Genomic DNA, 19,399 nt, shown 5'->3' on the forward strand with positions numbered 1-19,399 from the left:
CGCTTGAAATAAGGGCGTCGGCGGACCTATGCCGAACCCTCGGCACCCTCCTGCCGAGCGAGATTGGCGTAGCGTACCAGAAACCGCGCCTCGTTCAATGGCACCGCCCGCGTCGGCGGAGTCATGAGCAGGCGCCCGAAGAGCGCGCGATAGGGTTCCTGTTTCATCAGCGTCTCGAACCGGTCGCGCCGCCAGGCGACGGACGCGGCGTGCAGGTCGGCCAGCACCGGATCGGCCCGGAGACGGTCGAGTTCCTCCGTCATCGCCGGCGCCATCCCGAGGATCGAGCGGTCCTCCTCCTGCGTGAAGTTCCGCTCGACCCAGTAATCCACGCCGAGCATGTGGTCGGAATGCACGGCGCGGCCCCTTGCCGCCTTGAGCACATAGCTCTCCATCGCGCCGAGCGGATAGTGGTTCAGCTGGACCAGCCCGTAGTTCGGCCGGCCGTAAGTGCTGAAGATGCGGGTCGTGCGGAACTTGTCGTCGAGCGCGCGCCCCTCGCCGTCGAACCAGCGCGCGCCCGGCAGGCGGTCCGGATCCGGCGCCCGCGGCCGGTGCACCCCGAGTTTCCGGTAGGTGCCGTCATTGCGGTAGAGCGTCTTGAACATCGCCGCGCGCCACGGCCAGTACATCACCGCCGGGGCGGCTTTGGTGAAGGTCTGCGTGACCGGTTCGTCGCGGTAGCTTGCCTGGCCGCCGCAGCCGAAGAGACGCCAGGTCAGCGTGATGGCCGTCGCCTCGGGCAGGGCGGCAAAGAGGGCGCTCAGGGTCTGGTCGCCGACATGAATGTTGACGAACTCGTCCACGTCCAGCGTCAGCAGCCAATCCGCCTCCTGCACGATCTCCATCCGGTCCGCGGCCTTGTAGGCGGTGAACTGGATGCCGCCCTGGTCATAGGGCCCGTCGTTCCGCACATGGGTGACAAGCCCCATCTCGTCCAGACGGTCGAGCATCCTGTCCGTGCCGTCCTGGCAGTCGTTCGAGAAGACCAGGAAGTCGGTGAAGCCGCAGGCGCGGTGATGGGCCAGCCATTCCAGCAGGAATGCGGCCTCGTTCCGGACGGTCAGGATCGCGAGGCAGCGCATCATTCGGGCCGCGAGAAGGTGACGACCTTGGCCATCGACCGCCGGGGGTTGTAGACCAGCCCGCCCGCATGCATCGTATCGAACACGGTCTTCACCCCGTTGAGGCCGATGTGCTGCGGGTGCAGTTCCACGATGGCCACGCGGACCTGGCTCAGGTCGAACTGGGGCAGAAGATAGACCTCGGCCCCTTCGATGTCGCAGATCAGCACGTCGGGCGCGAGCGTGGCGATGGTCTGGCGCGCGGGAAGAACCGGGACATCCGCGATGTCGACCACGCCCTGCATCGGTTCTCGGTCGGTCGAGGAGGCGACGAAATTCCGCCTGACATAGAATTTTCGCGACCCCCGTTCCTCGTCCAGAAGGGCGTGGTGCACCGTGATGTTGTCGAGTGCGTTTTCGGAATGCACGCGACGGATGCAGGGGATCAGCGCCGGGTTGGCCTCGAACGCATGCACCTGGCTGGGCGCGCAGTTCTTCGCGACGATGGCCGACATGTACCCGATGCCGGCCCCCAGTTCGACGACCCGGTCCCCCGCCCGTACCACCTTGAGCGCCGCCTTGGTTTCGCGTTCCTCATACTCGTCGTGGGCCAGCAGGTTGCGGACACGGGGAAAGAGCGGCGGCATGTCCGTCGGAAACCGCACCCCGTGCGAGGTGACATGAGAGGGGCGCCCCATCTCGGCCAGCTCCGCCCGCTTGAGCGGGTCGCTCGAGCCCGGAAACTGCTCGGAGTGGTCGGGAAACTCTTCCGTCGTCGTCATCAACTCTCGAGATCCTGTGCCAGCGCATAAGCCACGCGCTCCATCTCGTTCAGGCGGATGGAGAGGGCCCGGTCATAGAGATCCTGGAATTCGGGCATGCGGTGCAGTTCCGCCGCCTTCGACCTGTGCCAGGCGACGCCCGTCTCGTGCAGGCGCCGCAACTCCGGGTCTGCCAGCAGGCGGTCCATCTCGGCCCGCAGCCGGGGCAGGTTCCGCTGGATCGTCACGTCGGTGTGGTCGCACCAGTCCATCCGGATCCAGTAGTTGAGCCCGATCGACCGGTCGACATGCAGCGCGCGGCCTCTCTGCCGCTTGATCAGATAGCTGTCGGCCGAGCGCAGGGCGTAGTGGTTCAGCTGGATCAAATCGTAGCCGATCGACCGTTTCGAACTGCGCCAGCCGTTCCGGGCGAGTTCGCGGGTGGCGTTCAGGCCGGACCCGTTGACCCAGCGGACCTGGGCGGCCTTCTCCTCGCTCAGCTTGTTGGGCCGGTGACAGGACAGCTTGGCATAGGCGCCGATATTCTTGAACAACGTCTTGAAGCCCCAGACCGTGTGCGGCTTGGGGCAGAACTTCGGCGCGCATTCGGTAAACTGGCCGATCACCGGCTCGTCCGCGATTTCGGTCACGCCGCCATGCCCGAAGAGCCGCCAGGTCATCGCGACATTGGTGGCGTCGGGCACCCGCGCGAGAAAGTCGTCGAGCGTGCCGTTGCCGCAGCGCACGTTCACGAATTCGTCCACGTCGATATGGGCGATCCACTCCGCGTTCCGCAGCACCGGCTCGTTCAATGCTGCGTCCAGGGCGTGGGTTTGCGGCGACTTGCCTGTCCAGCCGTCGTTGTCCCGGTGGTGGACCACACCCATTTCGTCCAGCCGTTTCAGGATGGCGTCGGTGCCGTCTGTGCAGCCGTTCGTGTAGATCAGGAAATTGTCGAACCCGACAGCCCGGTGATAGGCGATCCATTCGACGATATAGGGCGCCTCGTTCTTCATGCAGCCGACGATCACGCGCCCGCTGCTGCCGTGGGGCGGCCGGCGGGGCGGCGCCGGGGAGAAGGGGGCGTCCAGGTGCTCTTCGTTCACCTGGCCCAGCCGGTTGTGCGGCCGGAAGCTCGACCGGGCGAGCGTCGCGAACTTCTCGATCGCCAGCGGAGTCATGATCCTGCGCGCCTCGGGCGACAGGCCGGCGAGCGCCTCCGCCTTGTCCTCCGGGGGGGCCGCGCCGTTCAGTTCCGCCACATCCGCCATCATCGTCCTGGCGTGTTCCGCGGTCGCCCGTTCGATCCGCCAGAGCGAGGCGAGCAGGTATTGCGAGGCGCGAAATCCGTTGCGGGAGGGCGGCTCATCCCAGTCCGGCCCGATCGCCGGCGGAACGAGATGGTCCGCATCGAGGCCGGGATGCGCCTTGCAGAGCTCGGCCAGGTCCGGGGCAAAGCGGCGCGACACGGAGGCCAGCGCGCCCGGGTCGATCGCCGGCCCGTCGACCCTGAGATCGTCCAGGAACCGCTTCCAGACCGGTCGCGGCAGAACGTGCTTGCCTTGCGCGAGCAGCCGCAGCAGGGCGTCGTTCATCTGGCGGCACCGCGCGACCCATTCCGCCGAGGGCTCGGCGGTCGCCTCGACCGCCCCGGCCTTGCCGATCTGGTCCCTGATGTCGAACGCCGCCTGCAGTTCCTGCACCGCCCCGGTCGACCGCCAGAGCGCCGGGTCATAACTGCGCAGCCGCACCGAACCGCTGCCGAAGACCTCTTCCCACCTTTGCACGAGCCGCGTGTAATCCAGCCAGAACGCCGGCGCCTGGTTGCGCAGGAAGATGCCCTGCTCGGGCACCGGTTCCGGCATCGCCGCGAGGCAGGCCTCCCACCAGTCCTCTGCCTCCAGCAGACGCAGCTCGAGCTCGAGCCCCCGCGCACGTCCTTCCATGACCTGCGCGGCATAGGCCCGCGCCAGAAGCCTCGCGGGTTCGTCCACATGGGCGGTCACGGTGATGTCGGTGCCGAACTCGGCCAGCAGGTCGCGCAGCCCTTCGAGTTCGCTGGTCTCGACGAGGCCCGAGGCCAGTTGCGAGGCCGACAGGATCATGACCTCGGGATCGGCCCGCGCGACCTCTTTCCGCAGCGAGGCGACAAGCTGATCGCGCAGGGCGTTCTGCTTGTCCTCGGTGATGAAGCCACGGTTGAAGCGCAGCGGGTCCACGTTGTCGGGGGCCGAGGTCGCCATGAAGAGCCGCGTGTGGTTCTTGGCGCCGGCAGAGCGGGGAAACAGCACGCCCTTGGTTTCCAGCTGCGCCCGCTTGTCGGCCAGGATGTCCTGCAGGCGGATCGTCCCGCAGCCCTCGAGCCCGATATGCAGGTGGATCTTCATCCGGCCGTGGCCCCGTCCCGCGATGCCTTGGCCCGCGGGTTGCGGTTGGCCTGGCCCCACCACGGCAGGTCGCGGCCGAGGAACCCCGCCAGCCGTTCGCGCGCGTCCGGGGCCGCGACGTCCAGAATCAGGAACCGCCTGTCCCCGGACATGACGGTCTCGAGAAAGGCGTAATGCGCCTCGATCCACCGGATGCGCTCGGCCTCTCCGGCGCCGTAGCCCACGGGCAGGCCGGGCAGGGCCGCGCGCTCCATCCGCGCCACCATGTTGGTCCAGTTCAGCATCGATTCGCTAATCTCGCGCGGGTCGCGCCAGCTGGCCACGAAATACACCTCCGGATGCCTGTCGCGGATCGCCGAGATAATCCCGTGATCCATCTGCGGCCAGGCCGGCTGCCGTTCGCGCAGCACCGAGATCTCGCTCAGCGCATCGAACCCGGCCAGTTTCTCCAGCGGATCGCCCGAGCCGAAATACCCCGCATAGAGCAGATCGGCGACATAGGCCCCCGCGGAGGCCTGGGCGGTCGCCTGCCGGTCCTGAATGCGGTGATCGGCGGTGGTCATGCCCGACCGCCGCAGGGCCCGCCCCAGCGTCGTCGTCCCGGATTTGGGCAGCCCGAGGTTGACGACCCTTGCGGCCCCGCTCATGCCGCGTTCCTCCCGAAGGGCGAGGGCAGCGCGGGCAGGCCGAGCGTGGCGCGCAGCCTTTCCTCCGCCGGGCAGAGCGTTCCGGCCGCCTTCAGCTGCGCCTGCATCATGATGAACTCGGGCTTGCCCAGCAGCGCGTCGCGCTTGGCCTCGTGCCGCTTGCAGGCCTCCTCATGCAGCGCGCCCACCCCCGGCATCGCCTTCAGCACGTCGATCTCGGCCTCCAGCCGGGGCAGGTAGCGCCGGATCGACCGGTCCTCGAAGGCCATGTCGTTCCTCTCGCGCCAGTAGGTGTCGTCGAAGGCGCGATGCTCGCGGTTCACATCGCCGCGGTCGTTCTTGACGAGGTAACTGTCGAGCGACCGCAGCGCATAGTGGTTCAGCGTCGCGAAATGCCGCGCCCCGGGGGCCGGGAACTTGCGGATGCGCCTGTCGTTCGCCGCCACCAGGAACTTGTGCGGCACCGGCCGGCCCGAACCGTCCGTCCAGCGCGGTCGCCGCTTCGGCGGCAGCTTGGCGCGGAAGAAGGGCCGGTGCGCGCCGTAGTACTGAAGGGGAAAGTCCCTCCGGATCAGGCTTTTGACCTCGATCGCGAAGTCGCCGCACCAGATGTCGGGGTTGTGGCTGTAGGAGAACTGCGAGATCACCGGCCGGTCGACGAACCGTTCAACCCCGGCATTGGCAAAGAACTGGAAGTTGACCGAAATCGCCTGGGGATCGCCGCAGGCCGCGATCAGCGCCGGAATCGTGTGGTCTCCCGCATGGATGTTCAGGAACTCGTCCACGTCCGCGACCCAGAGCCAGTCGGCCTCGGCCACGACCGGCTGCTTTCGCGCATCCTTGAGCGCCTCCATCTGATAATTGCGCCCCTCGGCCGGGTTCGGCATGTGGCTGACGACCCCCGCCGCCGCCAGCGCCTCGAGGATCCGGTCCGTGCCGTCGTCGCAATCGTTGGAATAGAACAGGAAATCGGTCACGCCGATGATACGGTGGAACGCGATCCATTCGAGAAGGAACGGACCCTCGTTCTTCACGCATGTCACAGCCGTGATACGCATCGCCGCATCCCCGCCTGCTGGGGCCGTCGTTTCATCGCCGCCTGTCCCGGTCGCCACTCTCGGCGCGGATCCGGACCTGCCCGCCCGGTGCGCCCTTGTTTCGTTGATGCGACTTTCGCATCTGACCGCGCGGTCGTCAACGTGTCGCCGTCGCTGCCGAACCGGCCGCTACATCTCGTGGCCTTGACCGCACGCCTCGCCCATGCAGTTCTGTCGCGGCGGAGGATCCCATGACCCAGACGACAACCATCGAAGACGTGCAGACCATGCTTTCCGGGCAGGATTACGTGGCCGGGCGTGCGCTCGCCACGGTGGTCTTTCTCGCGCTCAGGCTCGGCCGGCCCCTCTTCCTCGAAGGAGAGCCGGGCACCGGCAAGACCGAGATCGCCAAGGCCATCGCCGCAGGGCTGGGTCGTCGCCTGATCCGGTTGCAGTGCTACGAAGGGCTCGACGCCGCCTCGGCCGTCTACGAATGGAACTTTCCCGCGCAGATGGTGGCCATCCGCACCGCCGAAGCGGCGGGCGCCGCCGACCGCGAGATGCTCCAGGCCGAGCTTTTCAGCGCCGACTATCTCACCGAACGGCCCCTGCTTCAGGCGATGCGGCCCGACCCCGCCGGCGCCCCCGTCCTCCTGATCGACGAACTCGACCGCACGGACGAGCCCTTCGAGGCCTTCCTGCTCGAGGCGCTGTCGGACTTCCAGGTCACGATCCCCGAACTCGGCACCATCAAGGCCCCCGAGCCGCCGATCGTCATCGTCACCTCGAACCGCACGCGCGAGGTGCACGACGCGCTCAAGCGCCGTTGCCTCTATCACTGGGTCGACTACCCCGACTTCCCCCGCGAGATGGAGATCCTGCGCGCCCGCGCCCCCGCCGCCGGCGAAAGCCTCTCGCGCGAGGTGGTGGCCTTCGTCCAGCGCCTGCGCACCGAGGATATCTTCAAGCGCCCCGGCGTCGCCGAAACCATCGACTGGGCCAAATGCCTGCTCGCTTTGGATGTTGTGGAATTGTCGCCCCAGACCATCGCCGACACCCTCGGTGCGATCCTGAAGTACCAGGACGACATCGCAAGGCTCGAAGGGTCCGAGGCCAAGCGCCTCCTCGACGAGGCGCGCGCCACCCTCGGCCCCGCCGGATGAATCGCGGGCCATGATGCTTCATCTTGCCGGAATACTCTGCAGGGGGTGGCGGGGGATGCAAAATCCCCCGCCCGCGTGACCCATGCCGGAATACGCCCCGCTCGATCTGCCCGAGAACCCGAAACTGGCCGAGAACATCACCCATTTCGCCCGCGCCCTGCGCAAGGCCGGCCTGCCCATAGGGCCGGGTCGCACGCTCGACGCCATCCGCGCAGTCGAGGCGGCGGGGTTCACCGACAAGCAGGATTTCTACTGGACGCTGCACGCCTGCTTCGTCAGCAGGCCGCAGCACCGGCAGGTCTTTTCCCAGCTCTTCCGGCTCTACTGGCGCGATCCGCGCTACATGGAGCACATGATGGCGATGATGCTCCCGGCCGTGCGCGGCGTGGCCGAGGAGCGCCAGCCCGAGGCCGCCGAGAAACGCGCCGCCGAGGCGCTTCTGGACGGGGCCGATCACCCCGTCGAGCAGCCCGAGGAGGATGGCGGAGACACCGACCGCATCGAGATCGACGCCTCCCTGACCATGTCCGAGGAAGAGCGGCTGCGGACGCTCGATTTCGAACAGATGTCGACCGATGAGATCGCGCGGGCCAAGCGCATGCTGGCCCGCTTGACCCTGCCGGTCAGACCGATCCCGTCGCGCCGCCAGTCCAGCCCGCGCGGCGCCCGGATCGACGCGGCCCGCACCCTCAGGGCCGCCATGCGCCAGGGGGGCGAGGTGCGCGACCTGCACCGCAGCCTGCCGCGGCCGCGCTGGCCCGCCCTCGTCGCGCTCTGCGACATCTCCGGCTCCATGTCGCAATACAGCCGCATGGTCCTGCACTTCCTGCACGCGCTCGCGAACCAGAAGGGTGACGGCTGGGCAAAGGTCCATGCCTTCACCTTCGGTACCCGCCTGACGAACATCACCCGGCACCTCGGGACCCGCGATGTGGATGCCGCTCTGGCCGCCGCCGGGGCCGAGGCGCAGGACTGGGAGGGCGGCACTCGCATCGGCGACTGCCTGCACGATTTCAACCGCGACTGGTCGCGGCGCGTGACGGGGCAGGGGGCGGTTGTCCTGCTGATCACCGACGGGCTCGACCGGGGCGACCCGGGGGCGCTCGGCCACGAGATGCAGCGTCTGCATCTCTCGTCCCGCCGGCTGATCTGGTTGAATCCTCTGCTCAGGTGGGACGGTTTCGCGCCGCGGGCGCGCGGTATCGCGGCGATGCTGCCGCATGTCGACAGCTTTCGCGCCGGCCATTCCATCGCCTCGATCGAGGACCTTGCCGAGGCGCTGTCGCGTCCCGACGACCGGGGCGAGAAGGATCGCCTGATATCGGCCCTAAGCTCCTGAAAGGTCTGTTGCTATCCGATATCATTGAACCTCGTGGCCCTCTGCCGCGTTAGCCTTTCGAACGCCGCCACGCGTGCGGCATGGAAAGGACCGCAGAAATGAACACCAGGTTTTTGAAATCCACCACCGCAATCGTGCTCAGCCTGAGCCTGACCCTTCCGCCCGTCGCCATGGCCCAGACCGCGGCCGAGCTCGAGGCCGAACTGGGGGGCGATACCTCGAACATGTCCGAGGAGGAACTGGACGAACTCCGTGCCGAACTGGCCGAGCGCCAGTCCGAAGCCGCCGAGCAGGGGCAGGCCCAGCAGGCCGAGGCTTCGGATCAGGCGGGCAATCAGGAAGAGGTCGAGGAGGAAGGTCTGCTGGACCGCGCCGTCGGCGCCATGACCGATGGCATCAACGACCTTACCGGCGCGGACGAGGATGAAGACGCGGCCGAGGCCCCGGCGGACGAGTCCGAGGACACCGCCGCCGCACCGGCCGCCCAGACCGAGGGCGCAGCAGAGGCGCCGGCTGCCGGGGCCGATGCCGAAGCGCAGACCGCCCAGGCCGAGGCCGAGGCCGAAGCCACCGTGGGCGACGCGCCGGAAATGGCCGAGGAGACACCGCCGGCCGACGCCGCCGCCGACCCCGCGCAGGAGAACGCCGCCGCATCCGAAGCCGCGCAGCATGACGAGCCGGCCTCCCACACGGCCGAGGCGACGGACGCCGCCGAAGGCGCCATCGACGCCGACACGGCAGCCGATGCAACGGATGCGCCTGCCGGCGATGCCGACGCCACCACGACGGCCGGGGCGGACGCCTCTGCCACAGGCACGGCAGACGGTGAAACCGCAGAGGCCGCCGAAGAAGCTGCGGAAGGCGAACGGACCGAAGAGACCGAGGTCGCCAATCCCGCCCCCGCCGGATCGCCGGACGAAGAGGGCACGGCGAACGAGACCGCCGAGACCTCGGAGGAGGCTTCCGAGCTTGAACGGACCGTCGAGGGTCTGCGCCAGGACGTCGAGCAACTGACCGCCGACAACGAGGAGCTCGCCGAGCGCCAGGCCGAGGCCGAGGCGCGCGCCGCCGAAGCACAGAGCGCGGCCATGGCGGCGGCTGCCGAAGGTACCGAGGGTGCCGAACTGGTCGAGAACGAGGTGACCGAAGACAGTGCCCGTGCCTCGACCGAGGAGTTTCAGACCGACGTCGACGCGCCTCAGGCCAACACGGGTGCGACTGCCACGACCACTGCGAACACCTCCGACTCCGAGGGGCTCAGTGCCGCTGGCAAGATCGCCCTCTTCGGGCTGGGCGCGCTGGCCGTGAACGAGATCCTCAAGAACGGCTCCGAGGTCGTCTCGAATTCCGGCGACCGGGTCGTGGTGCAGCAGCCCGACGGCAGCTACAAGGTCTATCGCAACGACGACGTTCTGATGTTCCAGCCGGGCACGGACGTAAAGACCTATGCCTATGACGACGGCTCGACCCGCACGGTCGCAACCCGCGACGACGGCGTCACGATCGAGACGATCCGCGCGGCGGACGGCACCGTCCTGCGCCGCACCCGGATTCTTCCGGACGGGCAGGAGGTCGTGCTGTTCGACGACACCCGGGACTCGCAGGAGGTCGAGGTGAACGAACTGCCGCAGGTGACCGACACCCGCAACCGCATCGACTTCCAGTCGGCCCAGGAGGACGAGCTTCGGGCGGCGCTTCAGGCCCGTGCGCCCGAGGCGGTTGATCGGCGCTTTTCGCTCAGCCAGGTGCGCAACATCAATGCCGTGCGCCAGCTGGTTCCCGAAATCGACGTGGACAACATCAACTTCGAAACCGGCTCTGCCGTGATCCGGCCCGCGGAGGCCGAGGAACTGGCGCGGCTGGGTCAGCTGATGCGCGAACGGATCGAGGAGAACCCGGGCGAGATCTTCCTGATCGAGGGGCATACCGACGCCGTGGGGTCGGGCAGCTACAACCTCGCGCTGTCCGACCGCAGGGCCGAAAGCGTGGCTCTCGCCCTGACCGAGTATTTCGACGTGCCGCCGGAAAACATGGTGATCCAGGGCTACGGGGAAACGGACCTCAAGGTCCGGACCGCCGATGCGGAGCGGGCGAACCGCCGGGCCGCGGTACGCCGCATCACCGGACTCCTCTCCGGAAGCTGATCGCCGTCGATGGGAACGGTATGGGGCCGGGCAGTCGAACTGCCCGGCCTTTCTTCGGCCCGGCCGGGGATGGGGCGCACCATGAAGGTGAAACGGGCCGTGTGTTTCGACCCTACCCTCAAGGTCTTTCGATTGCCTTTATGCGACCGGGGCCGGGGTCCCGGCAGGCGGATCCCGGCGGGATGCACGGCGGCCCTTGGGGCCGGCCGAATAATCTGCCAGAGTCGCGATCGGAGGATCGCGACATGGACCAGATACCCGAACAGGCTCTCGCGTGGCACCAGGCCGGCAAGGGCGCGGCGCTTGCCACGGTGGTCGAGACCTGGGGCAGTGCCCCCCGCCGGGTCGGGGCGATGCTCGCCGTGTCGGGAGAGGGGGAACTCGCCGGATCGGTCTCCGGCGGATGCGTCGAGGGGGCGGTGATCACCGAGGCGTTCGACGCGATCGACAGCGGCAGGAGCGCGGTCCTGACCTACGGTGTCTCGGACGACGATGCCTTTGCCGTGGGCCTCGCCTGCGGCGGCACGATCCGCATCCTGTTGCAGCCGGTCGGCTTCCCGCAGGGCCTGCCGGTCGACACTCTCGAGGACCTGTGCGCAGCGCGGGCCGCCCGGACCCCCGTCGCCCATGTGGTCGACACCGCCGACTGGAGCGGGCGCCTCGCCGGTCGCGACGACTTCACCGACCGGTTCCGTGCGGATCGTTCGGGCTTTCTCGAGGATGGCGCGACCTTCGTGGCCATCCACAACCCGCCGCTGCGCATGACCATCGTCGGCGCGGTCCACATCGCGCAGGCGCTGGTCCCCATGGCGCGCCTTGCTGGTTACGATCCGCTGATCATAGACCCGCGTCCCGCCTTCGCCGCCGGAAGCCGCTTTCCGGGCGAGACGATCCGCGACGCCTATCCCGACGAGGTCCTGGCCGATATCGCGCCGGATACCCGCACGGCCCTCGTGCTGCTGACGCATGATCCCAAGATCGACGACCCCGCGCTCGAGATCGGGCTGCGCTCCGAGGCGTTCTACATCGGTGCGCTCGGCTCGACCCGCACCCATGCCAAGCGTGTCACCCGGCTTGAGGAAAAGGGCTTCACCGGCGCCGAGATCGACCGCATCCACGCCCCCGTGGGGCTCGACATCGGCGCGGCGGGTCCCGCCGAGATCGCCGTCGCCATCATGGCCGAGATCACGCAGGTTCTGAGGAAAGGCGCCTGAGGTGAAGTTCGGACCGGTCCCCCTGCATCAGGCCGAAGGCGCGACGCTGGCGCATTCGGTCGCGCTTTCGTCGGGCAAGCTGCGCAAGGGCCTGATCCTTACCGGAGAGCATGTCGCCAGCCTGGCGGCACTCGGGCTGGACGAGGTCATCGTCGCCCGTCCCGAACCCGGCGACGTGCCCGAGGACGAGGCCGCCGCCCGCATCGCCGAGGCGCTCGTGCCGGACCCCGGGCCCGCGCACCTGAGGCTGACGCGGGCCTTCACCGGCCGCGTCAACCTGCTGGCCACCGCGCCCGGTGTGGCCAGACTGGACCCCGACCGGCTGAACCAACTGAACCGCATCGATCCGATGCTCACGCTCGCCACGGTTCCCGATCATCGGCAGATGAGCGAAGGCGGAATGGTCGCGACGGTCAAGATCATCTCCTATGCCGTGCCCGCTGCCGCGGTGGACGAGGCCGAGACGCTCTTGCGCGGCGATGCCGCCATCCGGGTCGCGCCGGTCCGGCTGGCCACGGCGCGCCTGATCGTCACCGAGATCCCCGGCGGGGCAGGGGAGAAGGGGGTGGCGGCGATGGAAAGCCGCCTCGCGGCGCTCGGCATGACGCTCGGCGAGGTCGTGACCGTCCCGCATCGGCAGGCCGAGATCGAGTCGGCCCTGACCGGCGGTGCCGCCGCCGACCTCACGCTGATCCTGACCGGCTCGGCGACCTCCGACCCCCATGACATCGCCCCCGAGGCCGTCCGCGCGGCGGGCGGCCGGATCGAGCGGTTCGGGATGCCGGTGGACCCGGGCAACCTGTTGTTCCTCGGTCAGCTGAACGACCGGCCTGTCATCGGCCTGCCCGGCTGCGCCCGCTCTCCCGCGCTGAACGGGGCAGATTGGGTGCTGGCACGCATCGCCTGTGCGCTGCCGGTGACGGCCGACGACATCGCCGGAATGGGGGTGGGCGGCCTGCTCAAGGAGATCCCCTCGCGGCCGCAACCCAGGGCGGGGCGGACCTGAGGGGGCTGCGGGGCGACACGAGATCGGTGCGCCGGAACAATCTCGCACGGCCGGGTCAGGAAGATTGCGGAGAGCGTTTCTGGAACCTGCCCCGGTGGAGGACAGCGTCGATCGCTCCTCCCCCCCTGCGGAAACGAAAAGCGGCCCCGCAGGGCCGCCCGTATCGCAGGAGGATGGCCGGCGGTCACTTGATGACCGGTCCGATCATCATGATCATCTGGCGGCCTTCCATCTTGGGCATGTTCTCGACCTTGCCGATCTCCCTGACGTCTTCGGCGACCCGTTCCAGCAGTTCGCGGCCGAGGTTCTGGTGCGCCATCTCGCGGCCGCGGAACCGCAGTGTGACCTTCACCTTGTCGCCCTTTTCCAGAAACTTGACCACGTTGCGCATCTTGACGTCATAGTCGTGCGTGTCGGTGTTGGGCCGGAACTTGACCTCCTTCACCTCAATGGTCTTCTGCTTCTTGCGGGCTTCGGATTCCCGCTTCTGCTGTTCGTACTTGAACTTGCCGAAGTCCATGATCTTGCAGACCGGCGGCGTGGCATTGGGCGAAATCTCGACGAGATCCAGTTCGGCCTGTTCGGCCAGCGCCATGGCGCGTTCGGGCGTGACGACACCGAGGTTTTCGCCCTCGGCTCCGATCAGGCGGACTTCGGGGGCGCGGATTCGGTCGTTCACGCGGGGGCCCGTGTCACGGGTCGGCGGCGCGTTGTGGGGTCTGCGGGCTATCTCTCTGGTCCTCTCATGGCCTAATAACGTGAGCGCGTAAACTAGTCGCGACGGGGCTTTCTTTCAAGCGGCAAATGGGCGATTGCTCCACGCAAATCCGATTCCGGACGAATGCCGCGACGGGCCGTGTCACGTGCTGGAACTGCGATTCAACTTTCTGGAAAGGAATGAGAAATGGGCAAGATACTGGCAATTGTCGTCGCCCTGGTCGTGGTCGTCGGCGCGCTGATCGCCACCGGGGTCGTCCGGATGCCCGGCCAGCAGGCCGGGATGTCGGAGGCACAGACCACGGTCGCGGCGGACGAGGCGGAAATCACCGCGCCCGAGGCCCTGGAAGAGACCTCCGGGGCCGCGGCCGAGACCGGAGAGGCGGCGACCGCCTCTGCCGATGCCGTGGCCGACGCCGTCTCGGGGGCGGTTTCGGAGGCCGCGAACACCGTCGGCGAAAGCGCAGGTAGCGCTGCGGCCATCGCCGCGGACACGGTCGACGAGACGGCGGACACGATCGCCGGAGCGGCGCAGGAGACCGTCGATCGGGCCACCGAGATGGCGAACGGCGCTTCGGACAGCGTGGAAGAGGCCGCCGAGGCCGATGTCGCAACGGTGGAAGCGGAGGCCGGGGACGCGGCCGACAGTGCCAGGGAGGCGGCCGACGAAGCCGCGGATGCGGCCGAGGCCGCGGCTGATGCTGCGGAGGATGTTGCCACAGTCGCACAGACCGCTGCCGATGCTGCCGCGGATGCGACCGCCGACACCGCGGCCGAGGCCGGTGAGGACCTGCGGGCCATCGCTGAGGAGACCGGGATGAGCGTCGAGGAACTGGCCGAGGTGCTGACCGTCGAGGGTTTCGACGTCGACCGGGTGATCGAGATGATCGACGCCTCCGAGATCGGCGATCTGCAGAAGACCCTGCTCAAGTCCGGCGTCGAGCAGGTCCGCGACAGCCCGGAAGAGCTGCGCGAGATTCTTGCCCGGATCAGGACCCGGCTGGGCCTCGAGCCCTGAGCATGCCCGCAGGTGCGGGATCGGGGCCGGGCGTCCGTCCGGCCCGTCAGAGCGGCAGCGCCGTGGTCGACTTGATCTCTTCCATCGACAGCAGTGCCGTGACGTTGTGGATCTTCACCTCCGAGATCAGCGCCTGATAGAACGTGTCGTAGGCGCGGGCATTCGGGACGCGTACCTTCAGCACATAGTCGATATCCCCGGCGAGGCGATGCGCCTCCTGCACCTCGGCCCGGTCCCTGAGCGCCTGAAGAAAGGTGTTCTGCCACTCGGCGTCGTGCTCGGACGTGCGGATCAGGACGAAGAAGCAGGCCTCGAACCCCAGCACGTCGGCGTCGAGGATCGCCACCTCGCGCTTGATGATGCCGCGGTCCCGCATCTTGCGGATCCGATTCCAGACCGGCGTCTTGGAAGAGCCCACGCTGCGCGCGATTTCCTCGATCGAGGGGGTCGTGTCCTGCTGCAATTGCAAAAGGATTTTCCGGTCGAGCTCATCCATCCGGTCAGCCATTCCTGTTTTCCCTTCGGCACCGGGATTCCGGACCAAAACGGGGCGGGTGGCGGGACGGTGTCCTTATTTGCCTGCGCCCATGGTGCTGAGGGGGAATTATTTCCTATTCTCAGGGGTGTCAATCCAGCCCGAAAGGCGACCCGATGCAGCACTTTCCGATCTTCCTGGCCATGGCGGAGGCGCGCGTCCTGCTGTCCGGCGGCGGGGCGGCGGCGCTGGCCAAGCTGCGCCTGCTGATGAAGACGCCCGCCCGGATCGAGGTCTTTTCGCGCGATCCCGCCCCGGAAATCGACACCTGGGCGCGTCAGGGCCGCCTGCGGCTGGCCCGGCGCGACCTGCAGCGCGGCGACCTGAACGGCGCCTCGCTGGTTTACGCGGCCGACGAGGACGACGCGATGGACGCCCGGACGCTGGCCTTCGCCCGTGCGGCGGGCGTTCTGACGAACGTGGTCGACAACCTCGGCGCATCGGATTTCATCACCCCCGCCATGGTCGACCGCGCGCCGGTGACCGTGGCCATCGGCACCGAAGGGGCGGCCCCCGTGCTGGCCCGCCGGATCAAGGCCCGGCTGGAAGAGGACCTGCCGGTCTCGACCGGTCCTCTGGCCGCCGCCGCCGCCGCCTTCCGGGACGAGGCCGAGGCCTTGCCCCACGGCGCGCCGCGCCGCGAGTTCTGGGCCGACTGGTTCGATCGGGCCGGTCCCGAGGCGCATGCCGCCGGCCGGGACCTGCGCTCCGCCCTTGCGGCCTTGCTGGGGGCGCATCGCGACGGCAACGCGCGGCCCGACCGGGTCACGCTGGCCTGGACCGGTTCGGACGATCCCGATCTTCTGGTAATGAAGACCCGCCGGGCGCTCGATACGGCCGACGTGGTGGTCCACGACGATGACATCGCCCCCGGGATTCTCGAACTGGCCCGCCGCGAGGCCGACTTCATCACGCTGCACGAGACGGCCACCGTGCCACCGCTGCCGCAACTCCTGGCGCGGCGGGCGAAGGGAGGGCGGCACGTTCTCTATCTGTCGTCCCGTCCCGGCGCCGCGAGACTGGAAACCGCCGTTCGCGCCGCCGGCGCGGAGGTCACCGTGATCCCCGGCATCGCCGCCGGAGCCGCAACAGAAAGACGGGAGCAGGCCTGATGCCGCGCAGCTTCACACCCAAAGTCGTCACCGCCAACGCCCTTCTGGAAGGCGATGTCGTCTACCTGACCGAGGACGACCGCTGGACCCGGGATCTGAACGAGGCCGAACTGCTGACCGACGAGGCCGTGGCCGAGGTGCGGCTGCTCGACGCCAGCCGCCGCCAGTCCGAGATCGTGGGCGCCTATCTCGCCGATATGGCGCCCGGCGACGCCGGCCCGCAGCCGACGCATTTCCGCGAGGATTTCCGCCGGACCGGCCCCTCGAACTACCGCCACGGCAAGCAGGCCGAGGGCCCCTCGCGGAGCTGACCCCCTCCGGCCGGCACGCCGCCGCCGACCAGATGCAGAACCGAAACGCGCCCACGAGGCCCCGGCACGGGGGCCGGGGCACCGAAAGGACCCGCACCATGTATCGCTACAACGATTTCGACCAAGCCTTCCTGGACGAGCGGAACGCGCAGTTCCGCGCCCAGGTCGCAAGGCGGATCGACGGATCGCTGACCGAGGACGAATTCCGGCCGCTGCGCTTGATGAACGGTCTCTACCTTCAGTTGCACGCCTACATGCTGCGGGTTGCCATCCCCTACGGCACGCTGCGCAGCGACCAGATGCGCCAGCTGGCCATGATCGCGGACAGGTGGGACAAGGGCTACGGCCATTTCACCACCCGTCAGAACATCCAGTACAACTGGCCCAAGCTGCCGGATGTGCCGGACATCCTCGACGCACTGGGCGAGGTGCAACTGCACGCGATCCAGACCTCCGGCAACACGATCCGCAACGTGACCGCCGACCATTTCGCCGGCGCCGCCGCGGACGAGATCGCCGATCCGCGTCCCGTCGCGGAGCTCATCCGCCAGTGGTCCACCGACCACCCCGAGTTCCAGTTCCTGCCGCGCAAGTTCAAGTTCGCCGTCACCGGGTCTCCGAACGACCGGGCGGTGGTCAAGGCGCATGACATCGGCATCCGCATGGTACGCAACGACAGGGGCGAGCCGGGCTACGAGGTGCTCGTCGGCGGCGGGCTGGGCCGGACGCCGATGATCGGCAAGGTCATCCGCGACTTTCTTCCGCCCGCGGACCTGCTGCCCTATCTCGAGGCGATCGTCAGCGTCTACAACACGCTCGGTCGCCGCGACAACAAGTACAAGGCGCGGATCAAGATCACCGTCCACGAGAACGGCATCGACACGATCCGCGAGAAGGTCGAGACGCGGTTTGCCGAGCTCAAGCCGCTGTTCTCAGGCGTCGATCAGGAGATGCTGGCCAGGATCGAGGAGCACTTTGCCCCGCCGGCTTTCCGCAACGCGCCGGTCGAGGCCTACGAGACGGCGCGGGACCGCGATCCGGTCTTCCGCGCCTGGGCAGACACCAACCTCGCCGAACACAAGTCCGAGGGCTATGCCATCGTGACCGTCTCGCTCAAGAAGCACGGGGCGACCCCCGGCGACGCGACCTCGGACCAGATGCGCGCGCTGGCCGAGCTCGCGCAGAGGTACGGCCACGACGAACTGCGCATCAGCCATGAACAGAACGTCATCTTCCCGCATGTCCACAAGTCCGACCTGCCGGCCCTGCACGAGGCGCTCCGCGCGGCGGATCTGGCCACGGCGAACGTGGGGCTGATTTCGGACATCATCGCCTGCCCGGGCATGGACTACTGCGCCCTCGCCACGGCGCGGTCGATCCCGGTCGCGCAGGAGATCGCGGAACGCTTCGACCAGCTCAAGCTGGAACACGACGTCGGGCCGCTCAAGCTCAAGATCTCGGGCTGCATCAACGCCTGCGGGCATCACCATGTCGGCCATATCGGCATCCTCGGGCTCGATCGGGCGGGGGTCGAGAACTATCAGATCACCCTCGGCGGCGACGGCACCGAGACGGCCGAGATCGGCTCGCGCACCGGGCCCGGTTTCGCCTATGACGAGATCACCGACGCGATCGAGCGGATCGTGCGCGCCTATCTCGACCTGCGCGAGGGCCCGGGGGAAACCTTCCTGATGGCCTACCGCCGCCTCGGCGCGGATCCGTTCAAGGCCGCTCTCTACGAGGACGAGAAGGCGAAGACCCATGCCGCCTGAAGCCGCGATGGATTTCAGCGCGCCCGTCCTGCCCGAGCAGGAGGAGCGGGTGCGCGTGCTCAACGACCGCTACCGGCACCACGGTGCGACCGCCGTGCTCGAGGGGGCCCTGCGCGACCCCGAGGCCGGGAAAATCGCGCTCGTGTCGTCCTTCGGCGCCGAATCCGTGGCCCTGCTGCACCTCGTCTCGATGGTCGATCCCTCCACGCCGGTGCTGTTCATCGACACGCAGATGCTGTTCCGCGAGACGCTGGACTATCAGGCGGATCTGGCGGAACGGCTGCACCTCAAGGACCTGCGGATCGTCCGGGCCAATCCGCTGGATCTGCAGAAGGAAGACCCCGACGACCTTCTGCATACGGTCGATACGGACGCCTGCTGCGACCTGCGCAAGACACGGCCGCTGCAGCGTGCGCTCAGGGAGTTCGACGGCTGGATCACCGGGCGCAAGCGGTTCCAGGGGGCGACGCGCTCGGATCTGGAATTCTTCGAGGCCGACGGCCCGCACCGGATCAAGGTCAACCCGCTGGCCCACTGGGCGCCCGAGGATGTGCGGACCTATATGGAAGACAACCGCCTGCCCAGGCACCCGCTCGTGGCGAGGGGCTATCCCTCGATCGGCTGCGCGCCCTGCACCTCGCCCGTGGCGCCGGGAGAAGACCCCCGGGCCGGACGCTGGCGGGGCGAGGACAAGAACGAATGTGGCATCCACTTCGTGGACGGCAAGATGGTCAGAGGAGGCGCGGCATGACCGTGATCGTGACGGACGAAGGTTTCGCGGGCTCGGACTGGGCCGCGGAGATCGGCGAGGACCAGATCCTCGACCTGCCCCCGGAGACCGATCCGGAAGAGGTCTCCCTCGACGCAGACCCGCGCCTGATCCGGGTGGCATTTCCCAGCTTTGCGGATGGCCGCGGTTTCACCATCGCCCGCGTGCTGCGCCGCCGGGGCTATGCCGGCAAGCTGCGCGCGGCGGGGCATGTGATCGCCGACCAGTACGCCATGGCCCGGCGCTCCGGCTTCGACGAGGTCGAGATCTCGGACGATCTGGCCGCACGGCAGCCCGCGGACCAGTGGCGCTTCCGCTCCGACTGGCGCGCCCATGACTATCAGTCGCGGCTGCGCACCGGCTGAGCCGCTTTCCATTGTCTGAATGAAACGCTAGAGGGGGC

The 19,399-nt window shown here is 68.3% G+C and carries 18 protein-coding genes; 11 read left to right on the top strand and 7 right to left on the bottom strand.

Features of this window, described 5'->3' with window-relative positions; all coding sequences use genetic code 11:
• Positions 1-26: 26 nt before the first annotated feature.
• Genes OB2597_RS04635 through OB2597_RS04655 form a run of 5 tightly spaced genes read right to left on the bottom strand, consistent with a single transcriptional unit; the run spans position 27 to position 5,917 of the window.
• A complete protein-coding gene (locus OB2597_RS04635; protein WP_040609116.1) occupies positions 27-1,085 on the bottom strand; it encodes a glycosyltransferase family 2 protein in 1,059 nt (352 codons plus the stop codon).
• On the bottom strand, positions 1,085-1,846 hold the full coding sequence (locus OB2597_RS04640) for an FkbM family methyltransferase (RefSeq protein WP_009804362.1): 762 nt from the start codon (positions 1,844-1,846) through the stop codon (positions 1,085-1,087). Before OB2597_RS04640 ends, OB2597_RS04635 begins: the two co-directional genes overlap by 1 nt.
• A complete protein-coding gene (locus tag OB2597_RS04645; RefSeq protein WP_009804363.1) occupies positions 1,846-4,212 on the bottom strand; it encodes a glycosyltransferase family 2 protein in 2,367 nt (788 codons plus the stop codon). Before OB2597_RS04645 ends, OB2597_RS04640 begins: the two co-directional genes overlap by 1 nt.
• Positions 4,209-4,859, bottom strand: coding sequence for a sulfotransferase family protein (locus OB2597_RS04650; protein WP_009804364.1), 651 nt, complete (start codon positions 4,857-4,859; stop codon positions 4,209-4,211). Before OB2597_RS04650 ends, OB2597_RS04645 begins: the two co-directional genes overlap by 4 nt.
• Positions 4,856-5,917, bottom strand: a complete 1,062-nt coding sequence (locus tag OB2597_RS04655; protein WP_009804365.1) for a glycosyltransferase family 2 protein — start codon at positions 5,915-5,917, stop codon at positions 4,856-4,858. The genes OB2597_RS04650 and OB2597_RS04655 overlap by 4 nt, the downstream gene beginning before the upstream one ends.
• Positions 5,918-6,147: 230 nt before the next feature.
• On the opposite strand from OB2597_RS04655, the gene OB2597_RS04660 reads away from it, so the two are divergent.
• The 5 genes from OB2597_RS04660 to OB2597_RS04680 all read left to right on the top strand — a co-directional run bounded on the left by OB2597_RS04660 (position 6,148) and on the right by OB2597_RS04680 (position 12,762).
• Complete coding sequence (locus OB2597_RS04660) at positions 6,148-7,059, top strand: AAA family ATPase (protein WP_009804366.1); 912 nt, start codon at positions 6,148-6,150, stop codon at positions 7,057-7,059.
• Positions 7,060-7,141: 82 nt separating this feature from the next.
• Positions 7,142-8,398, top strand: coding sequence for a vWA domain-containing protein (locus tag OB2597_RS04665; RefSeq protein WP_009804367.1), 1,257 nt, complete (start codon positions 7,142-7,144; stop codon positions 8,396-8,398).
• 98 nt (positions 8,399-8,496) lie between these two features.
• Positions 8,497-10,542, top strand: coding sequence for an OmpA family protein (locus OB2597_RS04670; RefSeq protein WP_009804368.1), 2,046 nt, complete (start codon positions 8,497-8,499; stop codon positions 10,540-10,542).
• A 245-nt stretch (positions 10,543-10,787) separates the two neighbouring features.
• A complete protein-coding gene (locus tag OB2597_RS04675; RefSeq protein ID WP_009804369.1) occupies positions 10,788-11,756 on the top strand; it encodes an XdhC family protein in 969 nt (322 codons plus the stop codon).
• A 1-nt stretch (position 11,757) separates the two neighbouring features.
• The gene (locus OB2597_RS04680) at positions 11,758-12,762 is read left to right on the top strand and encodes a molybdopterin-binding protein (protein WP_009804370.1); all 1,005 of its coding nucleotides are present in this window, start codon (positions 11,758-11,760) and stop codon (positions 12,760-12,762) included.
• A 184-nt stretch (positions 12,763-12,946) separates the two neighbouring features.
• Here the strand turns inward: OB2597_RS04680 and infC are convergent, their stop codons facing one another.
• Positions 12,947-13,441 carry a translation initiation factor IF-3 gene (gene infC, locus OB2597_RS04685; protein WP_009804371.1) on the bottom strand — a complete coding sequence of 165 codons (495 nt, stop codon included), beginning with the start codon at positions 13,439-13,441 and terminating at the stop codon, positions 12,947-12,949.
• A gap of 225 nt (positions 13,442-13,666) precedes the next feature.
• On the opposite strand from infC, the gene OB2597_RS04690 reads away from it, so the two are divergent.
• Positions 13,667-14,497 (top strand): hypothetical protein, encoded by an 831-nt coding sequence (locus tag OB2597_RS04690; RefSeq protein ID WP_009804372.1) that lies wholly within the window; start codon positions 13,667-13,669, stop codon positions 14,495-14,497.
• Between the two features lie 46 nt (positions 14,498-14,543).
• Here OB2597_RS04690 and OB2597_RS04695 read toward each other — a convergent pair whose 3' ends face one another.
• A complete protein-coding gene (locus tag OB2597_RS04695; protein WP_009804373.1) occupies positions 14,544-15,005 on the bottom strand; it encodes an Lrp/AsnC family transcriptional regulator in 462 nt (153 codons plus the stop codon).
• Positions 15,006-15,148: 143 nt separating this feature from the next.
• Between OB2597_RS04695 and OB2597_RS04700 the strand changes: the two genes are divergently transcribed.
• From OB2597_RS04700 to OB2597_RS04720, 5 genes are all read left to right on the top strand, one after another.
• Positions 15,149-16,144 (top strand): NAD(P)-dependent oxidoreductase, encoded by a 996-nt coding sequence (locus OB2597_RS04700; protein ID WP_009804374.1) that lies wholly within the window; start codon positions 15,149-15,151, stop codon positions 16,142-16,144.
• The gene (locus tag OB2597_RS04705; RefSeq protein WP_009804375.1) at positions 16,144-16,455 is read left to right on the top strand and encodes a DUF2849 domain-containing protein; all 312 of its coding nucleotides are present in this window, start codon (positions 16,144-16,146) and stop codon (positions 16,453-16,455) included. The genes OB2597_RS04700 and OB2597_RS04705 overlap by 1 nt, the downstream gene beginning before the upstream one ends.
• A 98-nt stretch (positions 16,456-16,553) precedes the next feature.
• Positions 16,554-18,227 (top strand): nitrite/sulfite reductase, encoded by a 1,674-nt coding sequence (locus OB2597_RS04710; RefSeq protein WP_009804376.1) that lies wholly within the window; start codon positions 16,554-16,556, stop codon positions 18,225-18,227.
• The gene (locus OB2597_RS04715) at positions 18,217-18,978 is read left to right on the top strand and encodes a phosphoadenylyl-sulfate reductase (protein ID WP_009804377.1); all 762 of its coding nucleotides are present in this window, start codon (positions 18,217-18,219) and stop codon (positions 18,976-18,978) included. The genes OB2597_RS04710 and OB2597_RS04715 overlap by 11 nt, the downstream gene beginning before the upstream one ends.
• Positions 18,975-19,361, top strand: coding sequence for a DUF934 domain-containing protein (locus OB2597_RS04720; RefSeq protein WP_009804378.1), 387 nt, complete (start codon positions 18,975-18,977; stop codon positions 19,359-19,361). Before OB2597_RS04715 ends, OB2597_RS04720 begins: the two co-directional genes overlap by 4 nt.
• The last annotated feature ends 38 nt before the right edge of the window (positions 19,362-19,399 follow it).

This window comes from Pseudooceanicola batsensis HTCC2597 (assembly GCF_000152725.1).
In the GTDB taxonomy this organism is placed as follows: domain Bacteria; phylum Pseudomonadota; class Alphaproteobacteria; order Rhodobacterales; family Rhodobacteraceae; genus Pseudooceanicola; species Pseudooceanicola batsensis.